Raw genomic sequence first — 21,374 nt, 5'->3', positions numbered from 1 at the left:
AGACGGCCCTTGCCGCGCAATCAGGGTTTCCCTCGATAGAGTGGGGTCATGTATGCTACGGCGCTTCCTGTAACTCCACTTCCCGCAGGGTTTGGGCACGGACGCGCCGCTTCTTGGTGTCGAACAACCCGGACAGTGCACCGAAGAGGATTAGGCCACCCCTATCCAGTTCAAAAGTAGCCATGCACGAACAATATCAGCCCCGTGAAATAGAAAATGCCGCCCAAACGTTCTGGGACGAGCAGAAGTCCTTTGAAGTCAGTGAACAGCCAGGCAAGGAGACTTACTACTGCCTGTCGATGTTCCCTTACCCCAGCGGCAAGCTACACATGGGGCACGTGCGTAACTACACCATCGGCGACGTGATTTCCCGCTACCAGCGCATGCTCGGCAAGAATGTCCTGCAACCCATGGGCTGGGACGCCTTCGGCATGCCGGCGGAAAACGCCGCGATGAAAAACAACGTGGCCCCCGCCAAGTGGACCTACGAAAACATCGCCTACATGAAGACCCAGCTGCGCAGCCTGGGCCTGGCGGTGGACTGGTCCCGCGAAGTGACCACCTGCAAGCCGGACTACTACCGCTGGGAACAATGGCTGTTCACTCGCCTGTTCGAAAAAGGCGTGATCTACAAAAAAAGCGGCACCGTGAACTGGGACCCGATCGACCAGACCGTACTGGCCAACGAGCAGGTCATCGACGGTCGCGGCTGGCGCTCCGGCGCGCTGATCGAAAAGCGCGAAATCCCGATGTACTACTTCAAGATCACCGCCTACGCCGATGAACTCTTGTCGAGCCTCGATGACTTGCCGGGCTGGCCTGAACAGGTCAAGACCATGCAACGCAACTGGATCGGCAAATCCAAGGGCATGGAAGTACAGTTCCCGTACAACGTCGATTCCATCGGCGAAGCCGGTGCACTCAAGGTCTTTACAACCCGTCCGGATACCCTGATGGGCGCGACCTACGTCGCAGTGGCCGCCGAACACCCGCTGGCCACCCAGGCTGCACAGAACAACCCCGAGCTGCAGGCATTCATCGCCGAATGCAAAGGCGGCAGCGTGGCCGAAGCAGACGTCGCCACCCAGGAGAAAAAAGGCCTGCCGACCGGATTGTTCGTCGAGCACCCGCTGACGGGCGACAAACTGCCGGTCTGGGTCGCCAACTACGTGCTGATGCACTACGGCGACGGCGCCGTCATGGCGGTGCCGGCCCACGATGAGCGCGACTTCGAATTCGCCATCAAATACAACCTGCCGATCAAGTCTGTGGTGCGCACCAGCTCGGGCGACACCAACCCTTCACCATGGCAGGACGCCTATGGCGAGCACGGCACCCTGATCAATTCCGGCGAGTTCGACGGCCTGGATTTCCAAGGCGCCTTCGACGCTATCGAAGTCGCGCTGATCAAGAAGAACCTCGGCGCCTCGCGCACCCAGTTCCGCCTGCGCGACTGGGGCATCAGCCGCCAGCGCTACTGGGGTTGCCCGATCCCGATCATCCACTGCGAGAGCTGTGGCGACGTGCCCGTACCGGAGAACCAGCTGCCTGTCGTGCTGCCGGAAGATGTCGTGCCAGATGGCGCCGGCTCGCCGCTGGCGCGCATGCCGGAGTTCTACGAGTGCAGCTGCCCGAAATGCGGCGCGCCGGCCAAGCGTGAAACCGACACCATGGACACCTTCGTCGAGTCCTCGTGGTACTACGCCCGCTACGCCTCCCCGCACTATGAAGGCGGCCTGGTGGAAAAATCCGCAGCCGACCATTGGTTGCCGGTGGACCAGTACATCGGCGGCATCGAACACGCCATTCTCCACCTGCTGTATGCGCGTTTCTTCCACAAGCTGATGCGCGACGAAGGCCTGGTGAGCTCCGATGAGCCGTTCAAGAACCTGCTGACCCAGGGCATGGTGATCGCCGAGACCTACTACCGCCGCGAAGCCAATGGTGCCTACACCTGGTTCAACCCGGCGGATGTCGAGCTCGAGCGTGACAGCAAGGCCAAAGTGATCAGTGCCAAGCTGAAATCCGACGGTCTGCCGGTGGAGATCGGCGGCACCGAGAAGATGGCCAAGTCGAAGAACAACGGTGTCGACCCGCAGTCGATGATCGACCAGTTCGGCGCCGACACCTGCCGCCTGTTCATGATGTTCGCCTCGCCGCCTGACATGAGCGCCGAATGGTCCGACTCCGGCGTCGAAGGCTCGCACCGCTTCCTCAAGCGCGTCTGGCGCCTGGCCCATGCCCATGTCAGCCAGGGCTTGCCGGGCAAGCTGGACGTCGCGGCCTTGAACGACGAGCAGAAAGCCATTCGTCGCAGCACCCACCTGGCCATCCGCCAGGCCAGCCAGGACGTAGGGCAGCACCACAAGTTCAACACCGCCATCGCCCAGGTGATGACGCTGATGAACGTGCTGGAGAAAGCCCCGCAAGCTACAGAACTTGACCGCGCGCTGATCCAGGAAGGCCTGGAAACAGTTATTCTGTTGCTCGCACCGATCACGCCGCACATCAGCCATGAACTGTGGAGCCGTTTGGGCCACAGCGGCGCCGTAATCGATGCCGCCTGGCCAGTGCAGGATGAAAGCGCCCTGGTACAGGACACGCTGCAATTGGTCATCCAGGTCAACGGTAAACTGCGCGGCCAGATCGACATGCCGGCCAGCGCCAGCCGTGAAGAGGTTGAGGCCGCTGCACGCATCAACGAGAACGTGCTGCGCTTTACCGAAGGCCTGACGATCCGCAAAGTGATCGTGGTGCCCGGCAAACTGGTCAACATCGTCGCCAGCTAAATCGGATCGGGCGCGGGGCTTGGGCCCTGCGCCGAACTAAACCTTTAGGGCCTCGATATGGCCCACATGGTTTCAAGGGGAGCAACAAAATGATCAAACGCAATCTGCTGGTTATGGGCCTTGCCGTGCTGTTGAGCGCTTGCGGCTTCCAGCTGCGTGGCACCGGTACCAATGAGCTGTCGCTCAAGGAACTCGACGTCAGCGCCCGCAACGCCTATGGCGAGACCGTGACCCAGCTGCGCCAGACCCTGGAAAACAGCGGCGTGCATGTGTACAACGGCGCGACCTACAAACTGATCCTGACGGATGAGAAAGAAACCCAGCGCAATATCAGCTACGCCAGTGCCGGCCGTGCGTCCGATGTCGAGTTGAACACTGCGCTCTACTTCGAAGTACAAGGCCGCGATAACTTGCCGCTGATGGGTGACAAGATCCAGGTGCAGAAGGTTGTCAGCCACGACGGCAACAACCTGGTGGGTTCAGACTCCGAGACCCTCCAGGTGCGCAAGGAAATGCGTCGCGAGCTGATCCAGCGCATGATGACGCGCCTGCAAATGCTGACCCCGGAAAAGCTGGCCGCCCTGCAGCAAACCGCCGACAACAAGGCCAAGGCTGATGCCGATGCCCTGAAAGCCGCGCAAGAGTATGAAGACAACACGCCGAAACAATCGCCTGTTGAAGTCCCAGTCGAGTAAGCCAGGCGGGGCGCCCCTGGCGCCCCGTTCGACCCGTCTATGAAACTTGCCCCTGCCCAACTCGCCAAGCACCTGCAAGGTGGCCTCGCGCCTGTCTATATCGTCAGCGGCGATGACCCGCTGCTGTGCCAGGAAGCGGCCGACGCGATCCGCACCGCCGCACGTCAGCAAGGCTTCGACGAACGCCAGGTCTTCAGCGCCGACGCCAGTTTCGACTGGGGTACATTGCTGCAGGCCGGCGCCAGCATGTCGTTGTTTGCCGAAAAGCGCCTGCTGGAACTGCGCCTGCCCTCGGGCAAGCCGGGCGACAAAGGTGCGGCGGCGTTGATGGAATATTGCTCGCGTCCTGCCGAAGACACGATCTTGCTCGTCAGCCTGCCCAAGCTTGACGGCAGTGCGCAGAAAACCAAGTGGGGCAAGGCGCTGGTAGAAGGCCCACAGACCCAGTTCATCCAGATCTGGCCAGTGGACAGCAACCAGTTGCCGCAGTGGATTCGTCAGCGCTTGTCACAATCGGGGCTGGCAGCGACACAAGATGCCGTAGAGCTGATCGCCGCCCGGGTCGAGGGCAACCTGCTTGCCGCCGCCCAGGAGATCGAAAAGCTCAAGCTGATGGCCGAGGATGGTCAGATCACTGTCGAAACCGTACAAGGCGCAGTCGCTGACAGCGCTCGCTTTGATGTGTTCGGCCTGGTGGATGCGATCCTCAACGGCGAGCCCGCCCACGCCCTGCGTATGCTCGAAGGCCTGCGTGGCGAAGGGGTGGAACCGCCCGTGATTCTCTGGGCCCTGGCTCGGGAGTTGCGGGTACTGGCGAACATTGCCCTGCAATACAGCCAGGGCACACCCCTGGATAAATGTTTCAGCCAGGCCAGGCCTCCGGTGTGGGACAAGCGCAAACCGCTGATGAGCAAAGCTCTGCAACGGCACTCGGCGCAACGCTGGGCGCAACTGTTGCTGGAAGCCCAGCGCATCGACGCCCAGATCAAGGGCCAGGCCGCCGGCTCGCCGTGGATGAGCCTGAGCCGTCTGTCGCTGTTGATGGCCGGCCAGCGCCTGACGCTGCCCGCTGAATAACCCACCGATCCAATTGTGGGAGGGGGCTTGCTCCCTCCCACATTCGACCGCGTACCTTTCCTACATGTCGTCAGGCTTTACAGCCGGGCAACTTCGGCAGATGATTTGCACCGCTCCATTCCACACCCTAGCGAGAGAACCATCATGAGCAAAAAGCCATCCAAGCATGGCCCCAACAAGGCTAAATCCATCATCGCCCAGCCCTTGTTCCGCAGCCGCCAGGAACGCGCCGGCAAGGGCAAAGGCAGCTACCGCCGCGAAGCCTTCCAGTCTAATAGCTGGGAGGCTTCTTACTTTCTGGCTGCCTGAAGGCAAGCGCCCCTCTGGCATGATAAGGTCTATACCTGATTTGTAACCCCCTGGACCTGTGCATGCCCTCTAGTCTTTCTCGTCGTTGGCACCTTCGCCAATTGATCGCTGCCTCCAGCCTCATTCTGCTCGTCGCCTGCGCGGAAAAACCTACCGCCGCGGATGCGCAACCCCTGCCCAAGCTCCAGACCGCACCGGCCATCGCGCCAGCCGTCGTTGCCCCGCTGGCGGTGGACAATCTTGACATCCAACCGACCCAGACCTTCGCCGAATGGCAGGCGGGCTTTCGTGCGCAAGCCCTGCAGGCCGGGATCACAGCTGACGTCTTCGATAACGCCTTTGCTGGCGTCACCCCTGATATGGCGGTAATTCGCGCCGACCGCAGCCAGCCGGAGTTTTCCCGCCCTGTGTGGGAATACCTCGACGGCGCCCTGTCACCAGTGCGCGTGCGTAATGGCCAGGCGCTGTTGGTCAAGTACGCCGATATCCTGCAAAGCATTGAGCAGCGCTATGGTGTCGACCGCCAGGCGCTGGTCTCGGTTTGGGGCATGGAGAGCAACTTCGGCGCGTTCCAGGGCAACAACTCGGTGATCCGCTCCCTCGCCACCCTGGCCTACGAAGGCCGTCGCCCGGCCTTTGCCCAGGCGCAACTGCTGGCGGCACTGCAGATCATCCAGCATGGCGATATTCAGGCCGACCAGATGAAAGGCTCATGGGCCGGTGCAATGGGCCAAACCCAGTTTATCCCGACCACCTATAACACCCATGCCGTGGACTTCGACGGTGACGGTCGCCGTGATATCTGGAACAGCCCGTCCGATGCCCTCGCCTCCACTGCGCATTACCTGCAAAGCTCCGGCTGGCAAAAAGGCCAGCCTTGGGGTGTTGAAGTGCAGCCGCTTCCCTCGGGCTTCGATTACAGCCTTGCCGATGGTGGCGTGCGCAAGAGTGTTGCCGAATGGCTGCAACTGGGGATTGAGTTGCCACCCGGTGTGAGCCTGCCGGCCAACGTCGATCAATTGTCCGCCGCCCTGCTGTTGCCGGCGGGTTACCGCGGCCCGGCATTCCTGGTACTGGATAACTTCCGCGCGATCCTCAAGTACAACAATTCGTCATCCTATGCGCTGGCAGTTGGCCTGTTGTCGGAGCGATTTGGCGGCGGCGGTGTGATTCGTGGCAGTTGGCCCAAAGATGAGCTGCCGCTGAGCCGCTCACAGCGTATCGACCTGCAAACGGCGCTCAGCGCCAAGGGTTATGACGCGGGTAATGCGGATGGGATTATCGGCGCCAACACGCGCAAGGCGATTCGAGCGGCGCAGCAGGCGTTGGGCTGGCCGGCGGATGGGTATCCGACGGTGAAGTTGCTGGAATCCCTGCAAGGCCGGTAGATTGACTTATGGCGACTACCGCAATCGGGGGCAAGCCCCCTCCCACACTTGGAATGCATTCCAAAAATGTGGGAGGGGGCTTGCCCCCGATTGCGGTTTAGCAGACTGTAAGAAACTCAGTGGTTGAACACTACGCCCTGCTCCAGCACCAGCTGCTGCTCCCCCGCATCCAGGCGCACCAAAGCGCCCATCGGCAACGTCAGGTTCGGGTCGCAATGACCACTGCGCCAGCCTGCCAGCACCGGAATGCACAGCGGCTCGAAGGTCTGCTTGAGCAACCGCTCCAGCGCGACGTTATCCACACCCGCCACGTCCCCGACCAGCACACCGGCAACCTGGGCCAGCTTGCCCGCCAGGCGCAGGTGAGTCAGCAGGCGGTCGATACGATAAAGCGGCTCGTTGACGTCCTCGATAAACAGGATGATGCCTTCGGCGTCTATTTCGTACGGCGTGCCCATGACCGCCGCGATCATCGACAGATTACCGCCCAGCAAGCGCCCACAGGCAATGCCTGGTTCGATCGTGGTCAATGGATAGGCCGCAGGGTGCGCAAGCACGCTGCCGGCGCCCAGCTGACCACGCAGCAGGCTGAACAAGGAGGACTCGGTGGGTTGTTGCTTGCCACCCAGCAGGTCGGCATTGAGCATCGGCCCGTGGAACGTTACAAAACCGGCATAACGGTTGATTGCCAGGTGCAAGGCGGTGATATCGCTGTAGCCCACGAATGGCTTGGGGTTGGCGCGCAGCAGGTCGAAGTCCAGCGCGTCGAGCAAGCGCGGCGTGCCGTAGCCGCCACGCAGGCAGAGGATGGCATCGATGTCGGGGTTGGCGAAGGCGGCGTGCAGGTCGCGCAGGCGCACTGCATCGCTGCCGGCCAGGTAGCCGTCGCGTTCGTATACACCGGGATAAATGCGCAGGTCGTAGCCACGGGCACGCATCCATTGCCCGGCTTTTTCAACGTCCAGTGCAGCAGGGCCGGCGGGGGCGATCAGGGCGATGGTGCCTTCAGAACGAAGGGCTGGAACGGCTGCTGTCATCTATAACTCTCCCTAGTCAATGCGGAACGAAATGTGGGAGGGGGCTTGCCCCCGATGGCGGTGTGACAGTCAATACATGAGTGACTGATACACCGCCATCGGGAGCAAGTCCCCTCCCACATTGGACTTAGGAAACCAGGCTTGCCTTGACCAGCTTGGCCTGCTCATCGGCATGGTACGAAGAACGCACCAACGGGCCGGACGCCACGTTCTTGAAGCCCATCTTGTAACCTTCCTCAGCGAACCAGGCGAAGGTGTCCGGGTGCACGAAACGCTGCACTGGCAAGTGGCTGCGGGACGGTTGCAGGTACTGGCCCAGGGTCAGCATGTCGATGTCGTGCTCGCGCATGCGCTTCATGACTTCGATCACTTCTTCATCGGTTTCGCCCAGGCCGAGCATCAAGCCGGACTTGGTCGGGATGTGCGGCATCATCTGCTTGAATTTCTGCAGCAGGGTCAGCGACCACTGGTAGTCCGAACCCGGACGCGCAGCCTTGTACAGGCGCGGCACGGTTTCCAGGTTGTGATTGAACACATCCGGCGGCTCGGCGGCGGTGATTTCCAGCGCGACGTCCATACGCCCACGGTAGTCCGGCACCAGGGTTTCGAGCATCACGTTCGGCGACAGCTTGCGGATTTCGCGGATGCAGTCGGCAAAGTGCTGGGCACCGCCGTCACGCAGGTCGTCACGGTCAACCGAGGTGATCACCACATACTTGAGTTTCAGGTCAGCGATGGCGATGGCCAGGCTTTCCGGTTCGTTGACGTCCAGAGGCTTCGGACGGCCGTGGCCGACGTCGCAGAACGGGCAACGACGGGTGCAGATGTCGCCCATGATCATGAAGGTGGCGGTGCCGCCGGAGAAGCATTCGCCCAGGTTCGGGCAGGACGCTTCTTCGCACACGCTGTGCAGCTTGTGCTTGCGCAGCAGCGCCTTGATACGGTCGACTTCCGGCGATACCGGGATGCGCACGCGGATCCAGTCAGGTTTCTTCGGCAGTTCGGTGGTCGGGATGATCTTGACCGGGATGCGTGCAACCTTCTCGGCGCCGCGCAGCTTGACGCCGGCTTCCACCTTGGCACGCGGGGCCGGGGCTGGACGCTCGGTGATGTCCAGCGTCGGGATCATGGTTTGCACTGCATCAGTAGTCATAATCAGTCGATTCCGCCCGTGAGGGTCGTCTGCTCAGCATAGTCGAGGTGTTTGACGAGCTGCGCACGCAGCCGGGCACTAACCTCGGCAAATTTAATCGGTGTGGCGTGGTCACTCAGCTGTGTCATCGCCAGCCCGGCGTAACCGCACGGGTTGATGCGCTGGAACGGCGCCAGGTCCATGTCCACGTTCAGGGCCAGGCCATGAAAGGAACAACCATGGCGAATCCGCAAGCCCAGGGAGGCGATCTTCGCGCCATCCACATACACACCGGGGGCATCGGGCTTGGCTGCGGCGCTCACGCCATAACTGGCCAACAGCTCAATCAGGCAAGCCTCCATGCGGCTGACCAGGTCGCGCACGCCAAACCCCAGCTTGCGCACGTCCAGCAATAGATAAGCGACAAGCTGACCGGGCCCATGGTAAGTCACTTGACCCCCTCGGTCGACCTGCACCACCGGAATATCACCCGGAAGTAGCAGATGCTCTGCCTTGCCGGCCTGGCCCTGGGTGAATACCGGTGGATGTTCCACCAGCCAGATTTCATCCGGAGCCGAGGTGCCGCGCTCGTTGGTAAAGCGCTGCATGGCATGCCAGACCGGCTCGTAGGCCATCCGGCCGAGCTCGCGAAAGCCCAGGACTTCTGACATCACAGCACCATGTGCACGAAGCCGGTGGCCCGCAGTTCGCTGTTGATGTTGTAGAGCTGGTCTTGATCGGTCGCAACGATGTGCAACTGAATCGTGGTGTACTTGCCGGTGGAGCTTTGACGCTCGTCCACGCGGTTGTCGTTGATCGTCGCATGCTTCCTGACGATTTCGAGAATCTTGTCCTTGCGGCCGACACCGGTATCGCTGATCACCTTGACGGGATAATCCGTCACCGGGAATTCGATCTTGGGCGCCTTTACTTCTACGTCTTTATCGGTCATGGCAGAACAGCCTCGTAAGCGCTAAGCCGTGGCGACGGGCAAAGCCCCGCGCTGGATCAACGCGGGGCTTTGCAGGTGCACACAATCAGTTGAACAAGCCGTAGAAGAATAGACGGATGCTATCCCATACGCGGCGGAAGATACCACCTTCGTCGACCGCGTCCAGTGCGATCAGGTCGGCGCTGTGCACCACCTTGTCTTCCAGCTTGACTTCGACTTTACCGATCACGTCGCCCTTGGCGATTGGCGCAACCAATTGCGGGTTCAGGGTCATGCTGGCAGCGAGCTTTTTCAGCTGGCCCTTAGGCATGGTCAGTGTCAGATCGTCGGCCAGACCGGCCTTGACTTGGGAGGTCGCACCTTTCCAGACCGGCGCGGTCGCAAGCTCAGCACCCTTCTGGTAGAAGGTCTGGGTTTCGAAGAAGCGGAAGCCGTAGGTCAGCAGTTTCTGCGTCTCAGCCGCACGGGCCTGCTCGCTGTTGGTGCCAAATACCACGGCGATCAGGCGCTGGCCATCACGTACGGCGGACGACACCATGCAGTAGCCGGCTTCGTCGGTATGGCCGGTTTTCAGGCCGTCGACGGTCTTGTCGCGCCACAGCAACAGGTTGCGGTTAGGCTGCTTGATGTTGTTCCAGAAGAATTCCTTCTGGGAGTAGATCGCATAGTGCACCGGGTCGACACGGATGATTGCGCGCGCCAGCAGCGCCATATCGTGAGCCGACGAGTAGTGCTCAGGATTCGGCAGGCCCGTCGGGTTCATGAAGTGGCTGTTGGTCATGCCCAGGTCGCCGGCCGTCTTGTTCATCATGTCGGCAAAGGCGTCTTCGCTGCCGGCGATATGCTCGGCCAGGGCGACGCTGGCGTCGTTACCGGACTGGATGATGATGCCGTGCAGCAGGTCGCTCACGGTGACTTGCGAACCCACCTTGATGAACATCCGCGAACCGCCGGTGCGCCAGGCGTTTTCGCTGACGGTGACCGGATCGTTTTCGCCGATCTGGCCGCGACGGATTTCCAGGGTCGCGATGTAGGCAGTCATCAGCTTGGTCAGGCTCGCCGGCGGCAGGCGCTGGTCACCATTGCTCTCGACCAGCACGTTGCCACTGGCGGCATCCATGAGGACCCAGGACTTGGCGGCCAGTTGCGGGGAGGCCGGCACCATTTCAACCGCCCAGGCGGCCGGGGTGATGATCAGCGAGATAAGCAGGCACGTGCGTTTGGCTAAGGTGGTGATGTTCATCCGTCTCTCGAAATTGCTTATGGAAACTTGCCCTCGCGGGCAAAACTATTCAGACAGCCCGCTTCCAGGCTGTCACGTATTCGGTTGCCCGCTCACCCCTTGCCCCTGGGTTTTTATTGTTCACGAGCCAACAACCTGGGCTCGAGCGCGCATGCGCGCCTGAGCCATCAATCCATTACTGCTTATTCTGCGGTGACCACGCTGGGTTGCCCCAGGTTAGCCAGGCGTACGCTGTTCTGCACTTTGGCTACCTCGCTCGGCGAGCCGATCGGGCCCATGCGTACACGGTGCAAGGTTTGCTGGTTACGCACGATGGAGCTGATGAAGACTGGCGCGCTGACCATGCCGCTGAGCTTGGACCTTAACAGTTCTGCCGCATCCGGGTTGGCGAAAGCGCCCACCTGCAGGTACTGCCCGCCCACAGTAGAAGCGCCCGGCGCTGCATGGGGTACCACCACAGTATCCGGGGCATGCTGCGCCGGCGGCGGCGTCCACTGCTCGATCTTGCCGGTCGATGCCGTCACTTGCGGTTGCGGAGCCTGCGGTTCGTTGAGCATCAACGGCGCCGGCTTGCCGCGCTGGGCCCAGTACTGCGCGGGGTCGATACCTTCGACTTTCACCCGTGCGGTGCCGGTTTCGGCATAACCGAGCTTCTTCGCCGCGGCATAGGACAAGTCGATGATCCGGTCCGAATAGAACGGCCCACGGTCATTGACGCGCAGGATCACCGTGCGGTTGTTGTCCAAATTGGTCACGCGCACATAGCTGGGCAGCGGCAGGGTCTTGTGGGCCGCGCTCATGCCATACAGGTCATACACTTCGCCATTGGCGGTGTTCTGGCCATGGAACTTGGTGCCGTACCAGGACGCGGTACCCGATTGCACGTAGGTCTTGGATTCCTGCAACGGGAAGTAATTCTTGCCGAGCACGGTATAGGGGTTGGCCTTGTAGGGGCCGGTGTGCAGGGTCGGCGTGGCATCCGGGATTTTCGACACATCCACATCCCACCACGGCGCGCCGTCTTTGTGCGCGCGATTGATGTCCAGGCCCGGTTGGGCGCGGACCACCGCACCGCCGGCCTTCTTGGCAGGCGCACGGTTAGGGCTGGTGGAGCAACTGGCGACCAGCAGGCACAACGCGGTGAACGCCACCAGCTTGAGCGGTTTTTTGAACGGCGATACCCGCATTACTTGTTGCCCCGTGCTTTGACCAGCTCGTCTGACAGCTGATGTACGGCCATGGCGTACATCACACTGCGGTTATAACGCGTGATTGCGTAGAAATTCTTCAGGCCCATCCAGTATTCCGGGCCGTTTGCGCCTTCCAGGCGGAATGCCGTTACCGGCATGTCATCGCGTGGCGCATTCTGACTCGACCAGCCCAGCGCTCGCAACTCCCCGACGGTCTTGACCGGCTCGATACCCTGGGTCAGGCCCTCATCGGCGCGCTCACCGCTGACATCGGCGCGAATCACCACCGGCTCACCGGCTACCCAGCCGTGGTGCTTGAAGTAGCTGGCTACGCTGCCAATGGCATCATCGGGGTTGCTCCAGATGTTGATATGCCCGTCACCGTCGAAATCCACCGCATAGGCGCGAAAGCTGCTCGGCATGAACTGCGGCAAGCCCATCGCACCCGCGTAGGAACCCTTGAGGGTCAGCGGGTCGACCTGCTCTTCGCGGGCCAGCAACAGGAATTCACGCAGTTCCTTGCGGAAGAATTCAGCGCGGGGCGGGTAATCGAAGCCCAGGGTCGACAAGGCGTCGATCACCCGGTAACTGCCGGTATTGCGCCCGTAGAAGGTTTCAATGCCGATGATCGAGACGATGACCTGGGCCGGTACGCCGTATTCCTGCTCGGCGCGGGCCAGCACCGCCTCGTGCTGGCGCCAGAAGTCGACGCCACGGGCTACGCGGGCGTCGGTGAGGAACATCGGGCGATATTCCTTCCACTGCTTCACACGTTCGGCGGGACGGGAAATGGCGTCGAGAATCGCCTGTTTCTTCTGGGCTTCGCGGAACACGCCCATCAGTTGCTCACCGGCAAAACCGTAGTCGCGGGTCAACTCACCGACAAATTCGGCGACCTGGGGTGAACCATCGTAGTCACCGGCCTGCGCCTCTTGCGTTGCGCCCAGGAGCCCAATCAGGCCCACACAGGTCGCATGCCGAGTCGCCCAGCCGCGCATTAGTTGCATTGACATCTTCACCTTATTCAAACCTGTGCGATCCATTTGCGATGCGTATGAATCGACATCAAAACCCCAAACGCTGACATCAATGTCACCAGCGAAGTTCCGCCGTAGCTAATGAATGGCAACGGCACCCCAACCACCGGTAACAGGCCACTGACCATACCGATGTTGACGAAAACGTAAACAAAAAAAGTCATGGTCAGGCTGCCGGCAAGCAATTTGCCGAACAGCGTCTGTGCCTGGGCAGTGATCACCAGGCCACGACCAATCAACAGCAGATAGATCAGCAACAAGGCGCAAATGCCTACCAGGCCGAACTCTTCGCCCATCACCGCAATGATGAAGTCGGTGTGACTCTCGGGCAAGAAGTCCAGGTGGGACTGGGTGCCCAGTAACCAGCCCTTACCAAATACTCCGCCGGAACCGATGGCCGCCTTGGACTGGATGATGTTCCAGCCGGTGCCCAATGGGTCGCTCTCCGGGTCAAGGAAAGTCAGGATCCGTTGTTTCTGGTAGTCGTGCATAAAGAAGAACCACATGGCCACGGCCACGGGGATGGCCGCAGCCAGCACGCTGAGGATCCAGCGCCAGCGCAAGCCGCCCATAAACAGCACAAATGCGCCGCCGGCGAGAATCAGCAACGAAGTGCCGAGGTCCGGCTGGCGCACGATAAGAATGAAGGGCACGCCAATCAGGATCAGGCTGATGCCCACATGCTTGAGCTGTGGCGGCAAGGTGCGCTTGGACAGGTACCAGGCAATGGTGGCCGGCATCAGGATCTTCATGAATTCCGACGGCTGGAAGCGGATCACCCCCGGGATGTTGATCCAGCGCGTGGCGCCCATGGCGTTGTGGCCCATGACATCCACCACCACCAACAGCAGCACGCCGGCGACATAACCCAGGGGCACCCAGCGTGCCATGAAGCGCGGCTCAAGCTGGGCGATCACCACCATCGACAACAGGCCCAGGCCGAACGAGGACGCTTGCTTGATCAGCAGGTCCCAGTTCTTGCCGCTGGCCGAATACAACACGAACAGGCTACCGGCCGCCAGGGTCAGCAGCAGGATCAGCAGCGGCCCATCAATGTGCATGCGTTGCAGCAACGTCGCACGGCGACGCATCACGTCCTCGCTGGAGAGGATGCGGTCAAAATTACTCTTCACGGGCCGTAACCTCGGGGCTTGAAGGGGGGCCGCCATATTCGGGCTTGAGCTTGCCATCGGCGGCCAGCAGCCAGGCGTCCATGATCTGGCGCACCACAGGCGCGGCGACGCCGGAGCCGGACTCACCGTTCTCGACCATCACCGCCACCACGATCTTCGGGTCCTCGGCCGGGGCAAAGCCGACAAACAAAGCGTGGTCGCGGTGGCGCTCCTGAACCTTGGAGCGGTCATATTTCTCGCCCTGCTTGATCGCGACCACCTGGGCCGTACCACTCTTGCCGGCGATGCGGTATTGCGCGCCGGCCGCCGCCTTGCGTGCGGTGCCACGGGCGCCGTGCATCACTTGCTGCATGCCATGGTTGACCTTGGCCCAGTCGGACGGGTCGCGCAGCACAATGTCGGGGATCGGGTTTTCATCCACTGGCTTTTCGCCTTCGATGGTCTTGGCCAGGTGCGGACGGTTCCAGATGCCCTTGTTCGCCACCAGTGCCGTGGCCTGGGCCAGTTGCAGCGGCGTGGCCTGCATATAGCCCTGGCCGATCCCGAGGATCAGGGTTTCACCCGGGAACCATGCCTGGCGGCGGGTCGCACGCTTCCACTCACGCGACGGCATCAGGCCAGGAGATTCTTCGAACATGTCCAGGGAGACTTTCTGACCGAGGCCGAACTTGCCCATGTAGGCAGACAGGCGATCAATCCCCAGCTTATGGGCCAGGTCGTAGAAGTAGGTGTCGTTGGAGCGCATGATCGCGGTGTCCAGGTCGACATAGCCGTCACCGGAGCGGTTCCAGTTACGGTATTTGTGGTCGTAGTTGGGCAGCATGTAGTAGCCGGGGTCATAGACGCGGCTGGAGGCCGTGACCACGCCGGAATCCAGGCCGGCAATCGCCACCGCTGGCTTGATGGTCGAACCTGGCGGATACAGGCCGCGCAGCACCCGGTTGAACAGCGGCCGGTCAATGGAATCGCGCAGCTCGGCATAGGCCTTGAAACTGATCCCGGTGACGAACAGGTTAGGGTCGAAACTCGGCTGGCTGACCATCGCCAGTACTTCGCCGGTCTTCGGGTCCAGGGCCACGACCGCACCACGCCGGCCACCCAGGGCCATCTCGGCCGCTTCCTGCAGCTTGATGTCCAGGCTCAGCACGATGTCCTTGCCCGGGATCGGGTCGGTACGCTTGAGCACGCGCAATACACGGCCACGGGCATTGGTCTCGACTTCTTCGTAACCCACCTGGCCGTGCAGTTCGGGCTCGTAGAAACGCTCGATGCCGGTTTTGCCGATATGATGGGTGCCGCTGTAATTGACCGGATCGAGGGTTTTCAGCTCTTTCTCGTTGATCCGCCCCATGTAGCCGACCGAGTGGGCAAAGTGCGGGCCTTGCGGATAGTGCCGCACCAACTGCGCCACCACTTCCACCCCTGGCAGGCGGAACTGGTTCACCGCAATGCGGGCGATCTGCTCTTCGGTCAGCTCGAACAGGATCGGCACCGGCTCGAACGGCCGGCGCCCCTGCTTCATGCGTTTCTCGAAGATCACCCGGTCTTCCGGCGTCAGTTGCAGTACCTCGACGATCACATCGAGCACCTGCTGCCAGTCGCCGGAACGCTCGCGGGTCATGCTCAGGCTGAAGCTGGGGCGGTTATCCGCGACCACCACGCCATTGCGGTCGAAGATCAGCCCCCGGGTCGGTGGAATCGGCTGCACATGCACCCGGTTGTTTTCCGACAGCGTGGAGTGATAGTCGTACTGGATCACCTGGAGGAAATACAGCCGCGCAATCAGCACGCCCATCAACGCCACCACCAAGATGGCACCGAACACGACCCGCGCGCGTACCAGACGTGCGTCTTTCTCGTGGTCCTTGATGCGGATCGGCTGGGTCATCGGGGGCGGCGCAGACTATTTGTGGTAAGGGTGCCCGGACAGGACTGTCCAGGCGCGATACAGCTGTTCACCGATCAGGATCCTTACCAACGGGTGCGGCAATGTCAGGGCCGACAGCGACCAACGCTGATCAGCGCGGGCGCAGACTTCCGGCGCCAGCCCTTCCGGGCCACCCACCATGAAATTGACCGTGCGCGAATCCAGGCGCCAGCGGTCCAATTCCACCGCCAACTGCTCGGTACTCCAAGGCTTGCCGTGCACCTCGAGGGTGACGATGCGCTCGTTGGGGCCGACCTTGGCCAGCATGGCTTCGCCTTCCTGACGGATAAAGCGCGCCACGTCGGCATTCTTGCCCCGGGTATTGAGCGGTATTTCCACCAGCTCAAGCGACAGCTCGGCGGGCAGACGCTTGGCATACTCGTGCCAGCCTTCTTCCACCCACTTGGGCATGCGTGAACCGACAGCGATCAGACGCAGGCGCACAGCCGTTCCTTATTCCTGGTCTTTGTTGAGCTTGTCGAAGTGCGCGTGGCCCACTTCCGGGCTGTGGTGCTTGCCATCGGCGGCACGGCTCTGCTCAGCGCCTTTCCACAGACGCTCCAGGTCGTAGAACTGGCGGGCGTTGGAGGTCATCATGTGAACGATCACGTCGTCCATGTCCAGCAGCACCCAGTCGCTGTCGCCCTTGCCTTCTTCACCCAGTGGCTTGACGCCTTGGGCTTTGACGGCTTCGCGAACCTTGTCCAGCATCGCGCCGATCTGGCGGTTGGAAGTACCGGTAGCGATGATCATGAAGTCGGTGATGCTTTGCTTGTCGCGTACGTCGAGCACCTGGATGTCCTGGGCTTTAACGTCTTCCAGGGCGGCCACGGCGACTTTCACCAGCTCTTCGCCAGCCAGTTCCGGGCCAACGTGGGCTTCAACCGGCAGCGGCGCGCTTTTGAAGGTGCCTTTGCGCTTAACTTTGCTTACGTCTTTGTTCGTCATATAAAACTCGTTTTGCTCGTATGTTCGGGCGCTTGCTGCACAACTCGTGCGTTCAAGCGCGCCTTTTCAGTTCGACGCACGGTAAAGCCCGTGCGCATCGATGTAGGCCAGGACCGCGTCAGGCACCAGGAAACGTACCGACTTCCCGCTGGCCAGCAGTTGACGGATCTGGGTGGCGGACACCGCAAGCGGGGTCTGCCAGACGAATGCAATATTCCCGTTCGGCCCGGTCAGGGCCAAGGGGTCACTTACCGACCGCGCGGCCAGCAGGTTGCGCAAGGCATCCGGCGGTTCGCTGTCGGCATCCGGGCGTTGCAAAACCAGGATGTGGCAATGCTGGAGGAGTTCCTCCCAGCGGTGCCAAGAGGGCAGGCCGCAAAATGCGTCCCAGCCCAAAAGCAGAAATAACTGGTCATCCGCGGCCAACTCGGCGCGCATCAACTCCAGGGTGTCGACAGTGTAGGACGGTTTATCGCGCTTGAGTTCGCGATCGTCCACCACCAGCGGCGCTATGCCCTCTACCGCAAGGCGCACCATTTCCAGGCGCTGTTGCGCCGACACTTGCGGCGTATCACGATGCGGCGGCCGGAAATTGGGCAGCAGCCGCACCTCGTCCAGCGCAAGGGCATCCGCGACTTCCAGGGCACTGCGCAGGTGGCCGATGTGCACGGGGTCGAAAGTACCACCGAGCAGCCCGATGCGTTTAGCCATCAACTGCGCACGTGACCGTCACCGAACACCACGTACTTCTCGCTGGTCAAGCCTTCGAGGCCAACCGGGCCGCGCGCGTGGAGCTTGTCGGTGGAGATACCGATCTCCGCCCCCAGGCCGTACTCGAAACCGTCGGCAAACCGCGTCGAGGCGTTGACCATCACCGAAGCGGAATCCACTTCGTTGAGGAAACGCCGGGCATCGCTGAAGTGCTCGGAAACGATAGCGTCGGTGTGCTTGGAGCCGTATTTGTTGATGTGTTCGATGGCCTGATCCAGGTCATCGACGATACGGATCGACAGGATCGGCGCCGTGTACTCGGTGTACCAATCCTGCTCGCTCGCCTCGATCACGTCCGCGCCGAGCAACGCCCGGGTACGCTCGCAACCGCGCAGCTCCACGCCCTTGTCGCGGTAGATGGCAGCCAGCGGCGGCAGCACGCGCTCGGCAATGCCGGCGTGCACCAGCAGGGTTTCCATGGTGTTGCACGGAGCATAGCGGTGGGTCTTGGCGTTGTCGGCGATGCGAATCGCCTTGTCGAGGTCGGCGGCGATGTCGATATAGACGTGGCACACACCGTCCAGATGCTTGATCACCGGCACCTTGGCATCGCGGCTGACGCGCTCGATCAGGCTCTTGCCACCCCGGGGAACGATCACGTCGACGAATTCCGGCATGGTGATCAGCGCACCAACGGCGGCGCGGTCGGTGGTTTCCACCACTTGCACCACTTCGGCCGGCAATTCGGCCACGGCCAGGCCTTGCTGGATGCAGGCGGCGATGGCGCGGTTGGAATTGATCGCCTCGGAACCGCCACGCAGGATGGTAGCGTTGCCGGACTTGAGGCACAGGCTCGCGGCGTCGATGGTCACGTTTGGACGCGACTCATAGATGATGCCGATCACGCCCAGGGGCACGCGCATCTTGCCGACCTGGATACCGGATGGCAGGTAGCGCATATCGCGGATTTCACCGATGGGGTCAGGCAGCTTGGCCACCTGACGCAGGCCTTCGATCATGTCGTCGATACGTGCCGGGGTCAGCGCCAAGCGATCCAGCAGGGCCGGTTCCAGGCCATTGGCACGGCCGTTGGCCAGGTCCAGCTCGTTGGCGGCGGTCAACTCGGAGCGCGAGGCATCCAGAGCATCGGCAGCCGCCAGCAGCGCACGGTTCTTCTGCGCAGTGCTCGCACGGGCGATCAACCGTGAAGCCTGACGGGCAGCGCGACCCAGGCGGGTCATGTAGTCAAGAACGGACTCAGTCATGGTCAGGGAGTCTTGGCAAAGAGGAAAGCGGCAGATTATAGCTGTGACGCAGCACGACTGACAGCGGTGAGGGGCGGATGGTCGAAATGAACTGTAAAAACCTGCGGTTCAGGCGTAATTAAGCTGGGAGTTGTTATTATTCGGTCACATTTAGCCGTAATAACCCTGAACGCCATGTCCGGTTTTACCCCTCTGCTCCCCGCCAGCGCCCTGCCCGACTGCTTCTTCGACCGCGATGCGCAACTGCTTGCGCGAGAATTACTCGGCAAAGTCATTCGCCATCGCGTCGGTGATATCTGGCTTTCGGCGCGAATTATTGAAACCGAAGCCTATTACGTGGCCGAAAAAGGCAGCCACTCCTCCCTCGGCTACACAGAAAAGCGTAAGGCTTTGTTTCTGGACGGTGGCCATATCTATATGTACTACGCCCGCGGCGGCGATTCGCTGAACTTCAGCGCCCATGGCCCGGGCAATGCCGTACTGATCAAATCAGCCTACCCATGGGTCGATGAAATCTCCGGCCCGGCCAGCCTGGCCCAGATGCTGCTGAACAACCCGAACGCCGATGGCAGCCCTCGCCCGACGCAAAAACTCTGTGCCGGCCAGACCTTGCTGTGCAAGGCGCTGGGCCTGAAGGTGCCGATGTGGGACGCCAAGCGCTTTGACCAGGAGCTGTTGTATGTCGAGGATGTTGGCCAGGTGCCTACGCAGATTATCCAGACCACGCGGCTGGGCATCCCCAGCGGGCGCGATGAACACCTGATGTACCGCTTCGTAGATGCTGGCTATGCGCCTTATTGCACGCGGAACCCGCTGCGCCGGGGGCAGGTCGAAGGCCGCGATTATTTCTTGATTTGAACAGGTGGACCCACGCAACACATCCAATGTGGGAGGGGGGCTTGCTCCCTCCCACAGTTGATCATCAGCGTTTCAGCATATGCATTACAGAGATGGAGTGGATTGTATGGGCCAATGGCTCGATAGCATTACCGGCTGGCTGACCCTGAACCCGCAATGGCTGGCAGCGGCGGTGTTTATCGTCGCGTGCGTGGAATGCCTGGCCATCGCCGGGCTGATCGTGCCGGGCACGGTATTGCTATTCGCGATTGCCGCGCTGGCCGGCAGCGGCGCGCTGTCCTTAAGTGAAACGCTTTTGCTGGGCTTTCTCGGCGGCTTGTTGGGCGATGGGGTTTCCTACTACCTGGGACGACATTTCCACCAGAACATCCGGCGCCTGCCCGGCCTTCGTCACCATCCTGAGTGGATGAACGGCGCGGAAACCTATTTTCACAAATACGGAATCGCCAGCCTATTGGTCGGACGTTTCATCGGCCCGTTGCGCCCTATGCTGCCAATGGTCGCCGGCATGTGCGACATGCCCTTCCCGCGCTTCGCTGCCGTGAGCATCCTTGCCGCAGCGGGCTGGTCGGTGGCTTACCTGATGCCGGGCTGGGCCGCTGGCGCCGCGTTCCGCCTGCCTCTGCCTGAGGGTTTCTGGCCGGAAGCGGCGGTTATCGCGGCCTGCCTGGCGGTCCTGCTGGGGCTGAGCTTGAACAGCAGCTGGCGCGGCCATCGTCGCGCCACCTTGTGGATCGGTTGCGCCAGCCTGGTCTTGTTGATTGCGCTGTTTATCGCCTACCCCCACCTCAACGACTTCGATCAGGGCCTGAGCGCACTGGTGCAGGAGCATCGCAGCCCTTGGCTGGACGAGGTCATGGTGCGGGTCACCCAACTGGGTGAGTTCAAGAAGATGTTTGTCGCCAGCGCGGTATTCACCGGCTTGCTGCTACTGGCACGGCAATGGCGCCACGCGCTGTTTGTCGGCGCCACGCTCGCCGGCGCGGCCGTGATCAACACCGGCACCAAGCTGTTTTTCGCCCGTGGGCGCCCGGAAATCCTCACAGACCCGTTGACCAGCTTCAGCATGCCCAGCGGCCATGCCTCCGGCGCCTTTGCATTCTTCCTGGCGCTTGCGGTGCTGGCCGGCCGTGGCCAACCCACACGTCTACGCCTGACCTGGATGTTGCTGGGTTGTATTCCCGCGGCCTTCATTGCCCTGTCGCGGGTTTACCTGGGCGCCCATTGGCCCACGGATATCCTGGCCGGCACGTTGCTGGCGATGACCGTATGCGCGTTCAGCCTCACCGTCAGCGAACACCGCAGCCCATTGCCTGCGATGTCGCAAAAAGCCTGGTGGCTGGTGTTGCCGGCCGTGGTGGCCGTACTCGGCTTTATCGCTTTTACCGGCACGCCCCACGCACTGCTCAGGTACGCCTATTGACCCTTGGCCGGGCCGATCCAGTCCACCGAAGCGCTGCGGCGCTCAACACAACGTTCGCGCCGCTCCAGTAGCATCTCATCGGCAATTTCAGCGGCGCGCTCGGCGATGTACTCCGGGCCCCGCGTTGCATCCTGCTGGAGCAATTGTGTGGTCACGCTGACAAAGTACGCGTCCCAGGCAACTTGCTCCGATGGTGTCAGACGAATCATGGTCATCCCCGATCAATTAGTGTGATCGGAAAATATTGCAGGCGGCGCAGC

At 61.6% G+C, this 21,374-nt stretch carries 21 protein-coding genes; 7 read left to right on the top strand and 14 right to left on the bottom strand.

The genetic code is table 11. From position 1 onward, the window contains the following. Positions 1 to 182: 182 nt before the first annotated feature. From leuS to NMB39_RS03570, 5 genes are all read left to right on the top strand, one after another. Positions 183 to 2,789: a leucine--tRNA ligase gene (gene leuS, locus NMB39_RS03590; protein WP_494339626.1), complete on the top strand. Its 2,607-nt coding sequence runs from the start codon at positions 183 to 185 to the stop codon at positions 2,787 to 2,789. Between the two features lie 89 nt (positions 2,790 to 2,878). Continuing rightward, on the top strand, positions 2,879 to 3,484 hold the full coding sequence (locus NMB39_RS03585; RefSeq protein WP_494339627.1) for an LPS-assembly lipoprotein LptE: 606 nt from the start codon (positions 2,879 to 2,881) through the stop codon (positions 3,482 to 3,484). A gap of 39 nt (positions 3,485 to 3,523) precedes the next feature. Then, positions 3,524 to 4,561, top strand: a complete 1,038-nt coding sequence (gene holA / locus NMB39_RS03580) for a DNA polymerase III subunit delta (RefSeq protein ID WP_057024457.1) — start codon at positions 3,524 to 3,526, stop codon at positions 4,559 to 4,561. A gap of 144 nt (positions 4,562 to 4,705) precedes the next feature. After that, positions 4,706 to 4,870, top strand: coding sequence for an alternative ribosome rescue factor ArfA (gene arfA, locus NMB39_RS03575; RefSeq protein WP_003176285.1), 165 nt, complete (start codon positions 4,706 to 4,708; stop codon positions 4,868 to 4,870). Positions 4,871 to 4,932: 62 nt separating this feature from the next. Further along, positions 4,933 to 6,258 carry a lytic murein transglycosylase gene (locus tag NMB39_RS03570; protein ID WP_124356331.1) on the top strand — a complete coding sequence of 442 codons (1,326 nt, stop codon included), beginning with the start codon at positions 4,933 to 4,935 and terminating at the stop codon, positions 6,256 to 6,258. A 116-nt stretch (positions 6,259 to 6,374) separates the two neighbouring features. Here NMB39_RS03570 and NMB39_RS03565 read toward each other — a convergent pair whose 3' ends face one another. The 13 genes from NMB39_RS03565 to NMB39_RS03505 form a co-directional block, all read right to left on the bottom strand. Then, positions 6,375 to 7,295: a S66 peptidase family protein gene (locus NMB39_RS03565; RefSeq protein ID WP_464006314.1), complete on the bottom strand. Its 921-nt coding sequence runs from the start codon at positions 7,293 to 7,295 to the stop codon at positions 6,375 to 6,377. A gap of 127 nt (positions 7,296 to 7,422) precedes the next feature. Beyond that, positions 7,423 to 8,424: a lipoyl synthase gene (gene lipA / locus NMB39_RS03560; protein WP_057444888.1), complete on the bottom strand. Its 1,002-nt coding sequence runs from the start codon at positions 8,422 to 8,424 to the stop codon at positions 7,423 to 7,425. Positions 8,425 to 8,450: 26 nt separating this feature from the next. Beyond that, the gene (lipB, locus tag NMB39_RS03555) at positions 8,451 to 9,098 is read right to left on the bottom strand and encodes a lipoyl(octanoyl) transferase LipB (RefSeq protein ID WP_046069685.1); all 648 of its coding nucleotides are present in this window, start codon (positions 9,096 to 9,098) and stop codon (positions 8,451 to 8,453) included. Then, entirely contained in the window at positions 9,098 to 9,379 is a 282-nt protein-coding gene (locus NMB39_RS03550) for a DUF493 domain-containing protein (protein ID WP_005791752.1), read from the bottom strand. Before NMB39_RS03550 ends, lipB begins: the two co-directional genes overlap by 1 nt. Before the next feature lie 85 nt (positions 9,380 to 9,464). Continuing rightward, positions 9,465 to 10,622: a D-alanyl-D-alanine carboxypeptidase family protein gene (locus NMB39_RS03545; RefSeq protein ID WP_046069686.1), complete on the bottom strand. Its 1,158-nt coding sequence runs from the start codon at positions 10,620 to 10,622 to the stop codon at positions 9,465 to 9,467. A 182-nt stretch (positions 10,623 to 10,804) separates the two neighbouring features. After that, positions 10,805 to 11,809 (bottom strand): septal ring lytic transglycosylase RlpA family protein, encoded by a 1,005-nt coding sequence (locus NMB39_RS03540; RefSeq protein WP_057024454.1) that lies wholly within the window; start codon positions 11,807 to 11,809, stop codon positions 10,805 to 10,807. Further along, complete coding sequence (mltB, locus tag NMB39_RS03535) at positions 11,809 to 12,819, bottom strand: lytic murein transglycosylase B (RefSeq protein ID WP_057024453.1); 1,011 nt, start codon at positions 12,817 to 12,819, stop codon at positions 11,809 to 11,811. The genes NMB39_RS03540 and mltB overlap by 1 nt, the downstream gene beginning before the upstream one ends. Positions 12,820 to 12,836: 17 nt before the next feature. Then, on the bottom strand, positions 12,837 to 13,940 hold the full coding sequence (gene rodA, locus NMB39_RS03530; protein WP_043047986.1) for a rod shape-determining protein RodA: 1,104 nt from the start codon (positions 13,938 to 13,940) through the stop codon (positions 12,837 to 12,839). Positions 13,941 to 13,971: 31 nt separating this feature from the next. Then, positions 13,972 to 15,870: a penicillin-binding protein 2 gene (gene mrdA / locus NMB39_RS03525; protein WP_046069688.1), complete on the bottom strand. Its 1,899-nt coding sequence runs from the start codon at positions 15,868 to 15,870 to the stop codon at positions 13,972 to 13,974. Between the two features lie 15 nt (positions 15,871 to 15,885). Continuing rightward, positions 15,886 to 16,353 (bottom strand): 23S rRNA (pseudouridine(1915)-N(3))-methyltransferase RlmH, encoded by a 468-nt coding sequence (gene rlmH / locus NMB39_RS03520; protein ID WP_003176297.1) that lies wholly within the window; start codon positions 16,351 to 16,353, stop codon positions 15,886 to 15,888. 9 nt (positions 16,354 to 16,362) lie between these two features. Then, positions 16,363 to 16,857 carry a ribosome silencing factor gene (gene rsfS, locus NMB39_RS03515; protein WP_003176298.1) on the bottom strand — a complete coding sequence of 165 codons (495 nt, stop codon included), beginning with the start codon at positions 16,855 to 16,857 and terminating at the stop codon, positions 16,363 to 16,365. Between the two features lie 66 nt (positions 16,858 to 16,923). Beyond that, positions 16,924 to 17,568 (bottom strand): nicotinate-nucleotide adenylyltransferase, encoded by a 645-nt coding sequence (gene nadD, locus NMB39_RS03510; protein ID WP_043047989.1) that lies wholly within the window; start codon positions 17,566 to 17,568, stop codon positions 16,924 to 16,926. Beyond that, positions 17,568 to 18,833: a glutamate-5-semialdehyde dehydrogenase gene (locus tag NMB39_RS03505; RefSeq protein WP_057024452.1), complete on the bottom strand. Its 1,266-nt coding sequence runs from the start codon at positions 18,831 to 18,833 to the stop codon at positions 17,568 to 17,570. The genes nadD and NMB39_RS03505 overlap by 1 nt, the downstream gene beginning before the upstream one ends. A 174-nt stretch (positions 18,834 to 19,007) precedes the next feature. On the opposite strand from NMB39_RS03505, the gene NMB39_RS03500 reads away from it, so the two are divergent. After that, positions 19,008 to 19,691, top strand: coding sequence for a DNA-3-methyladenine glycosylase (locus NMB39_RS03500; RefSeq protein WP_198719081.1), 684 nt, complete (start codon positions 19,008 to 19,010; stop codon positions 19,689 to 19,691). Between the two features lie 106 nt (positions 19,692 to 19,797). Next, positions 19,798 to 21,114 carry a bifunctional DedA family/phosphatase PAP2 family protein gene (locus tag NMB39_RS03495; RefSeq protein ID WP_494339628.1) on the top strand — a complete coding sequence of 439 codons (1,317 nt, stop codon included), beginning with the start codon at positions 19,798 to 19,800 and terminating at the stop codon, positions 21,112 to 21,114. Here the strand turns inward: NMB39_RS03495 and NMB39_RS03490 are convergent. Beyond that, positions 21,108 to 21,323 carry a hypothetical protein gene (locus NMB39_RS03490; protein ID WP_046072587.1) on the bottom strand — a complete coding sequence of 72 codons (216 nt, stop codon included), beginning with the start codon at positions 21,321 to 21,323 and terminating at the stop codon, positions 21,108 to 21,110. The two genes, NMB39_RS03495 and NMB39_RS03490, sit on opposite strands and share 7 nt — an antisense overlap. Positions 21,324 to 21,374 lie beyond the last annotated feature (51 nt).

Source organism: Pseudomonas sp. FBCC-B545, from assembly GCF_059134095.1.
Note: the sequence above shows the minus strand (reverse complement) of the source record. Positions and strands in the feature narration are given on the sequence as shown.

Excerpts from the sequence above, each read along its gene's own strand:
- leuS (WP_494339626.1), top strand. The coding sequence starts at position 183 with ATGCACGAACAATATCAGCCCCGTGAAATAGAAAATGCCGCCCAAACG.
- NMB39_RS03585 (WP_494339627.1), top strand. The coding sequence starts at position 2,879 with ATGATCAAACGCAATCTGCTGGTTATGGGCCTTGCCGTGCTGTTGAGC.
- holA (WP_057024457.1), top strand. The coding sequence starts at position 3,524 with ATGAAACTTGCCCCTGCCCAACTCGCCAAGCACCTGCAAGGTGGCCTC.
- arfA (WP_003176285.1), top strand. The coding sequence starts at position 4,706 with ATGAGCAAAAAGCCATCCAAGCATGGCCCCAACAAGGCTAAATCCATC.
- NMB39_RS03570 (WP_124356331.1), top strand. The coding sequence starts at position 4,933 with ATGCCCTCTAGTCTTTCTCGTCGTTGGCACCTTCGCCAATTGATCGCT.
- NMB39_RS03565 (WP_464006314.1), bottom strand. The coding sequence starts at position 7,295 with ATGACAGCAGCCGTTCCAGCCCTTCGTTCTGAAGGCACCATCGCCCTG.
- lipA (WP_057444888.1), bottom strand. The coding sequence starts at position 8,424 with ATGATCCCGACGCTGGACATCACCGAGCGTCCAGCCCCGGCCCCGCGT.
- lipB (WP_046069685.1), bottom strand. The coding sequence starts at position 9,098 with ATGTCAGAAGTCCTGGGCTTTCGCGAGCTCGGCCGGATGGCCTACGAG.
- NMB39_RS03550 (WP_005791752.1), bottom strand. The coding sequence starts at position 9,379 with ATGACCGATAAAGACGTAGAAGTAAAGGCGCCCAAGATCGAATTCCCG.
- NMB39_RS03545 (WP_046069686.1), bottom strand. The coding sequence starts at position 10,622 with ATGAACATCACCACCTTAGCCAAACGCACGTGCCTGCTTATCTCGCTG.
- NMB39_RS03540 (WP_057024454.1), bottom strand. The coding sequence starts at position 11,809 with ATGCGGGTATCGCCGTTCAAAAAACCGCTCAAGCTGGTGGCGTTCACC.
- mltB (WP_057024453.1), bottom strand. The coding sequence starts at position 12,819 with ATGCAACTAATGCGCGGCTGGGCGACTCGGCATGCGACCTGTGTGGGC.
- rodA (WP_043047986.1), bottom strand. The coding sequence starts at position 13,940 with ATGCGTCGCCGTGCGACGTTGCTGCAACGCATGCACATTGATGGGCCG.
- mrdA (WP_046069688.1), bottom strand. The coding sequence starts at position 15,870 with ATGACCCAGCCGATCCGCATCAAGGACCACGAGAAAGACGCACGTCTG.
- rsfS (WP_003176298.1), bottom strand. The coding sequence starts at position 16,857 with ATGACGAACAAAGACGTAAGCAAAGTTAAGCGCAAAGGCACCTTCAAA.
- nadD (WP_043047989.1), bottom strand. The coding sequence starts at position 17,568 with ATGGCTAAACGCATCGGGCTGCTCGGTGGTACTTTCGACCCCGTGCAC.
- NMB39_RS03505 (WP_057024452.1), bottom strand. The coding sequence starts at position 18,833 with ATGACTGAGTCCGTTCTTGACTACATGACCCGCCTGGGTCGCGCTGCC.
- NMB39_RS03500 (WP_198719081.1), top strand. The coding sequence starts at position 19,008 with ATGTCCGGTTTTACCCCTCTGCTCCCCGCCAGCGCCCTGCCCGACTGC.
- NMB39_RS03495 (WP_494339628.1), top strand. The coding sequence starts at position 19,798 with ATGGGCCAATGGCTCGATAGCATTACCGGCTGGCTGACCCTGAACCCG.
- NMB39_RS03490 (WP_046072587.1), bottom strand. The coding sequence starts at position 21,323 with ATGATTCGTCTGACACCATCGGAGCAAGTTGCCTGGGACGCGTACTTT.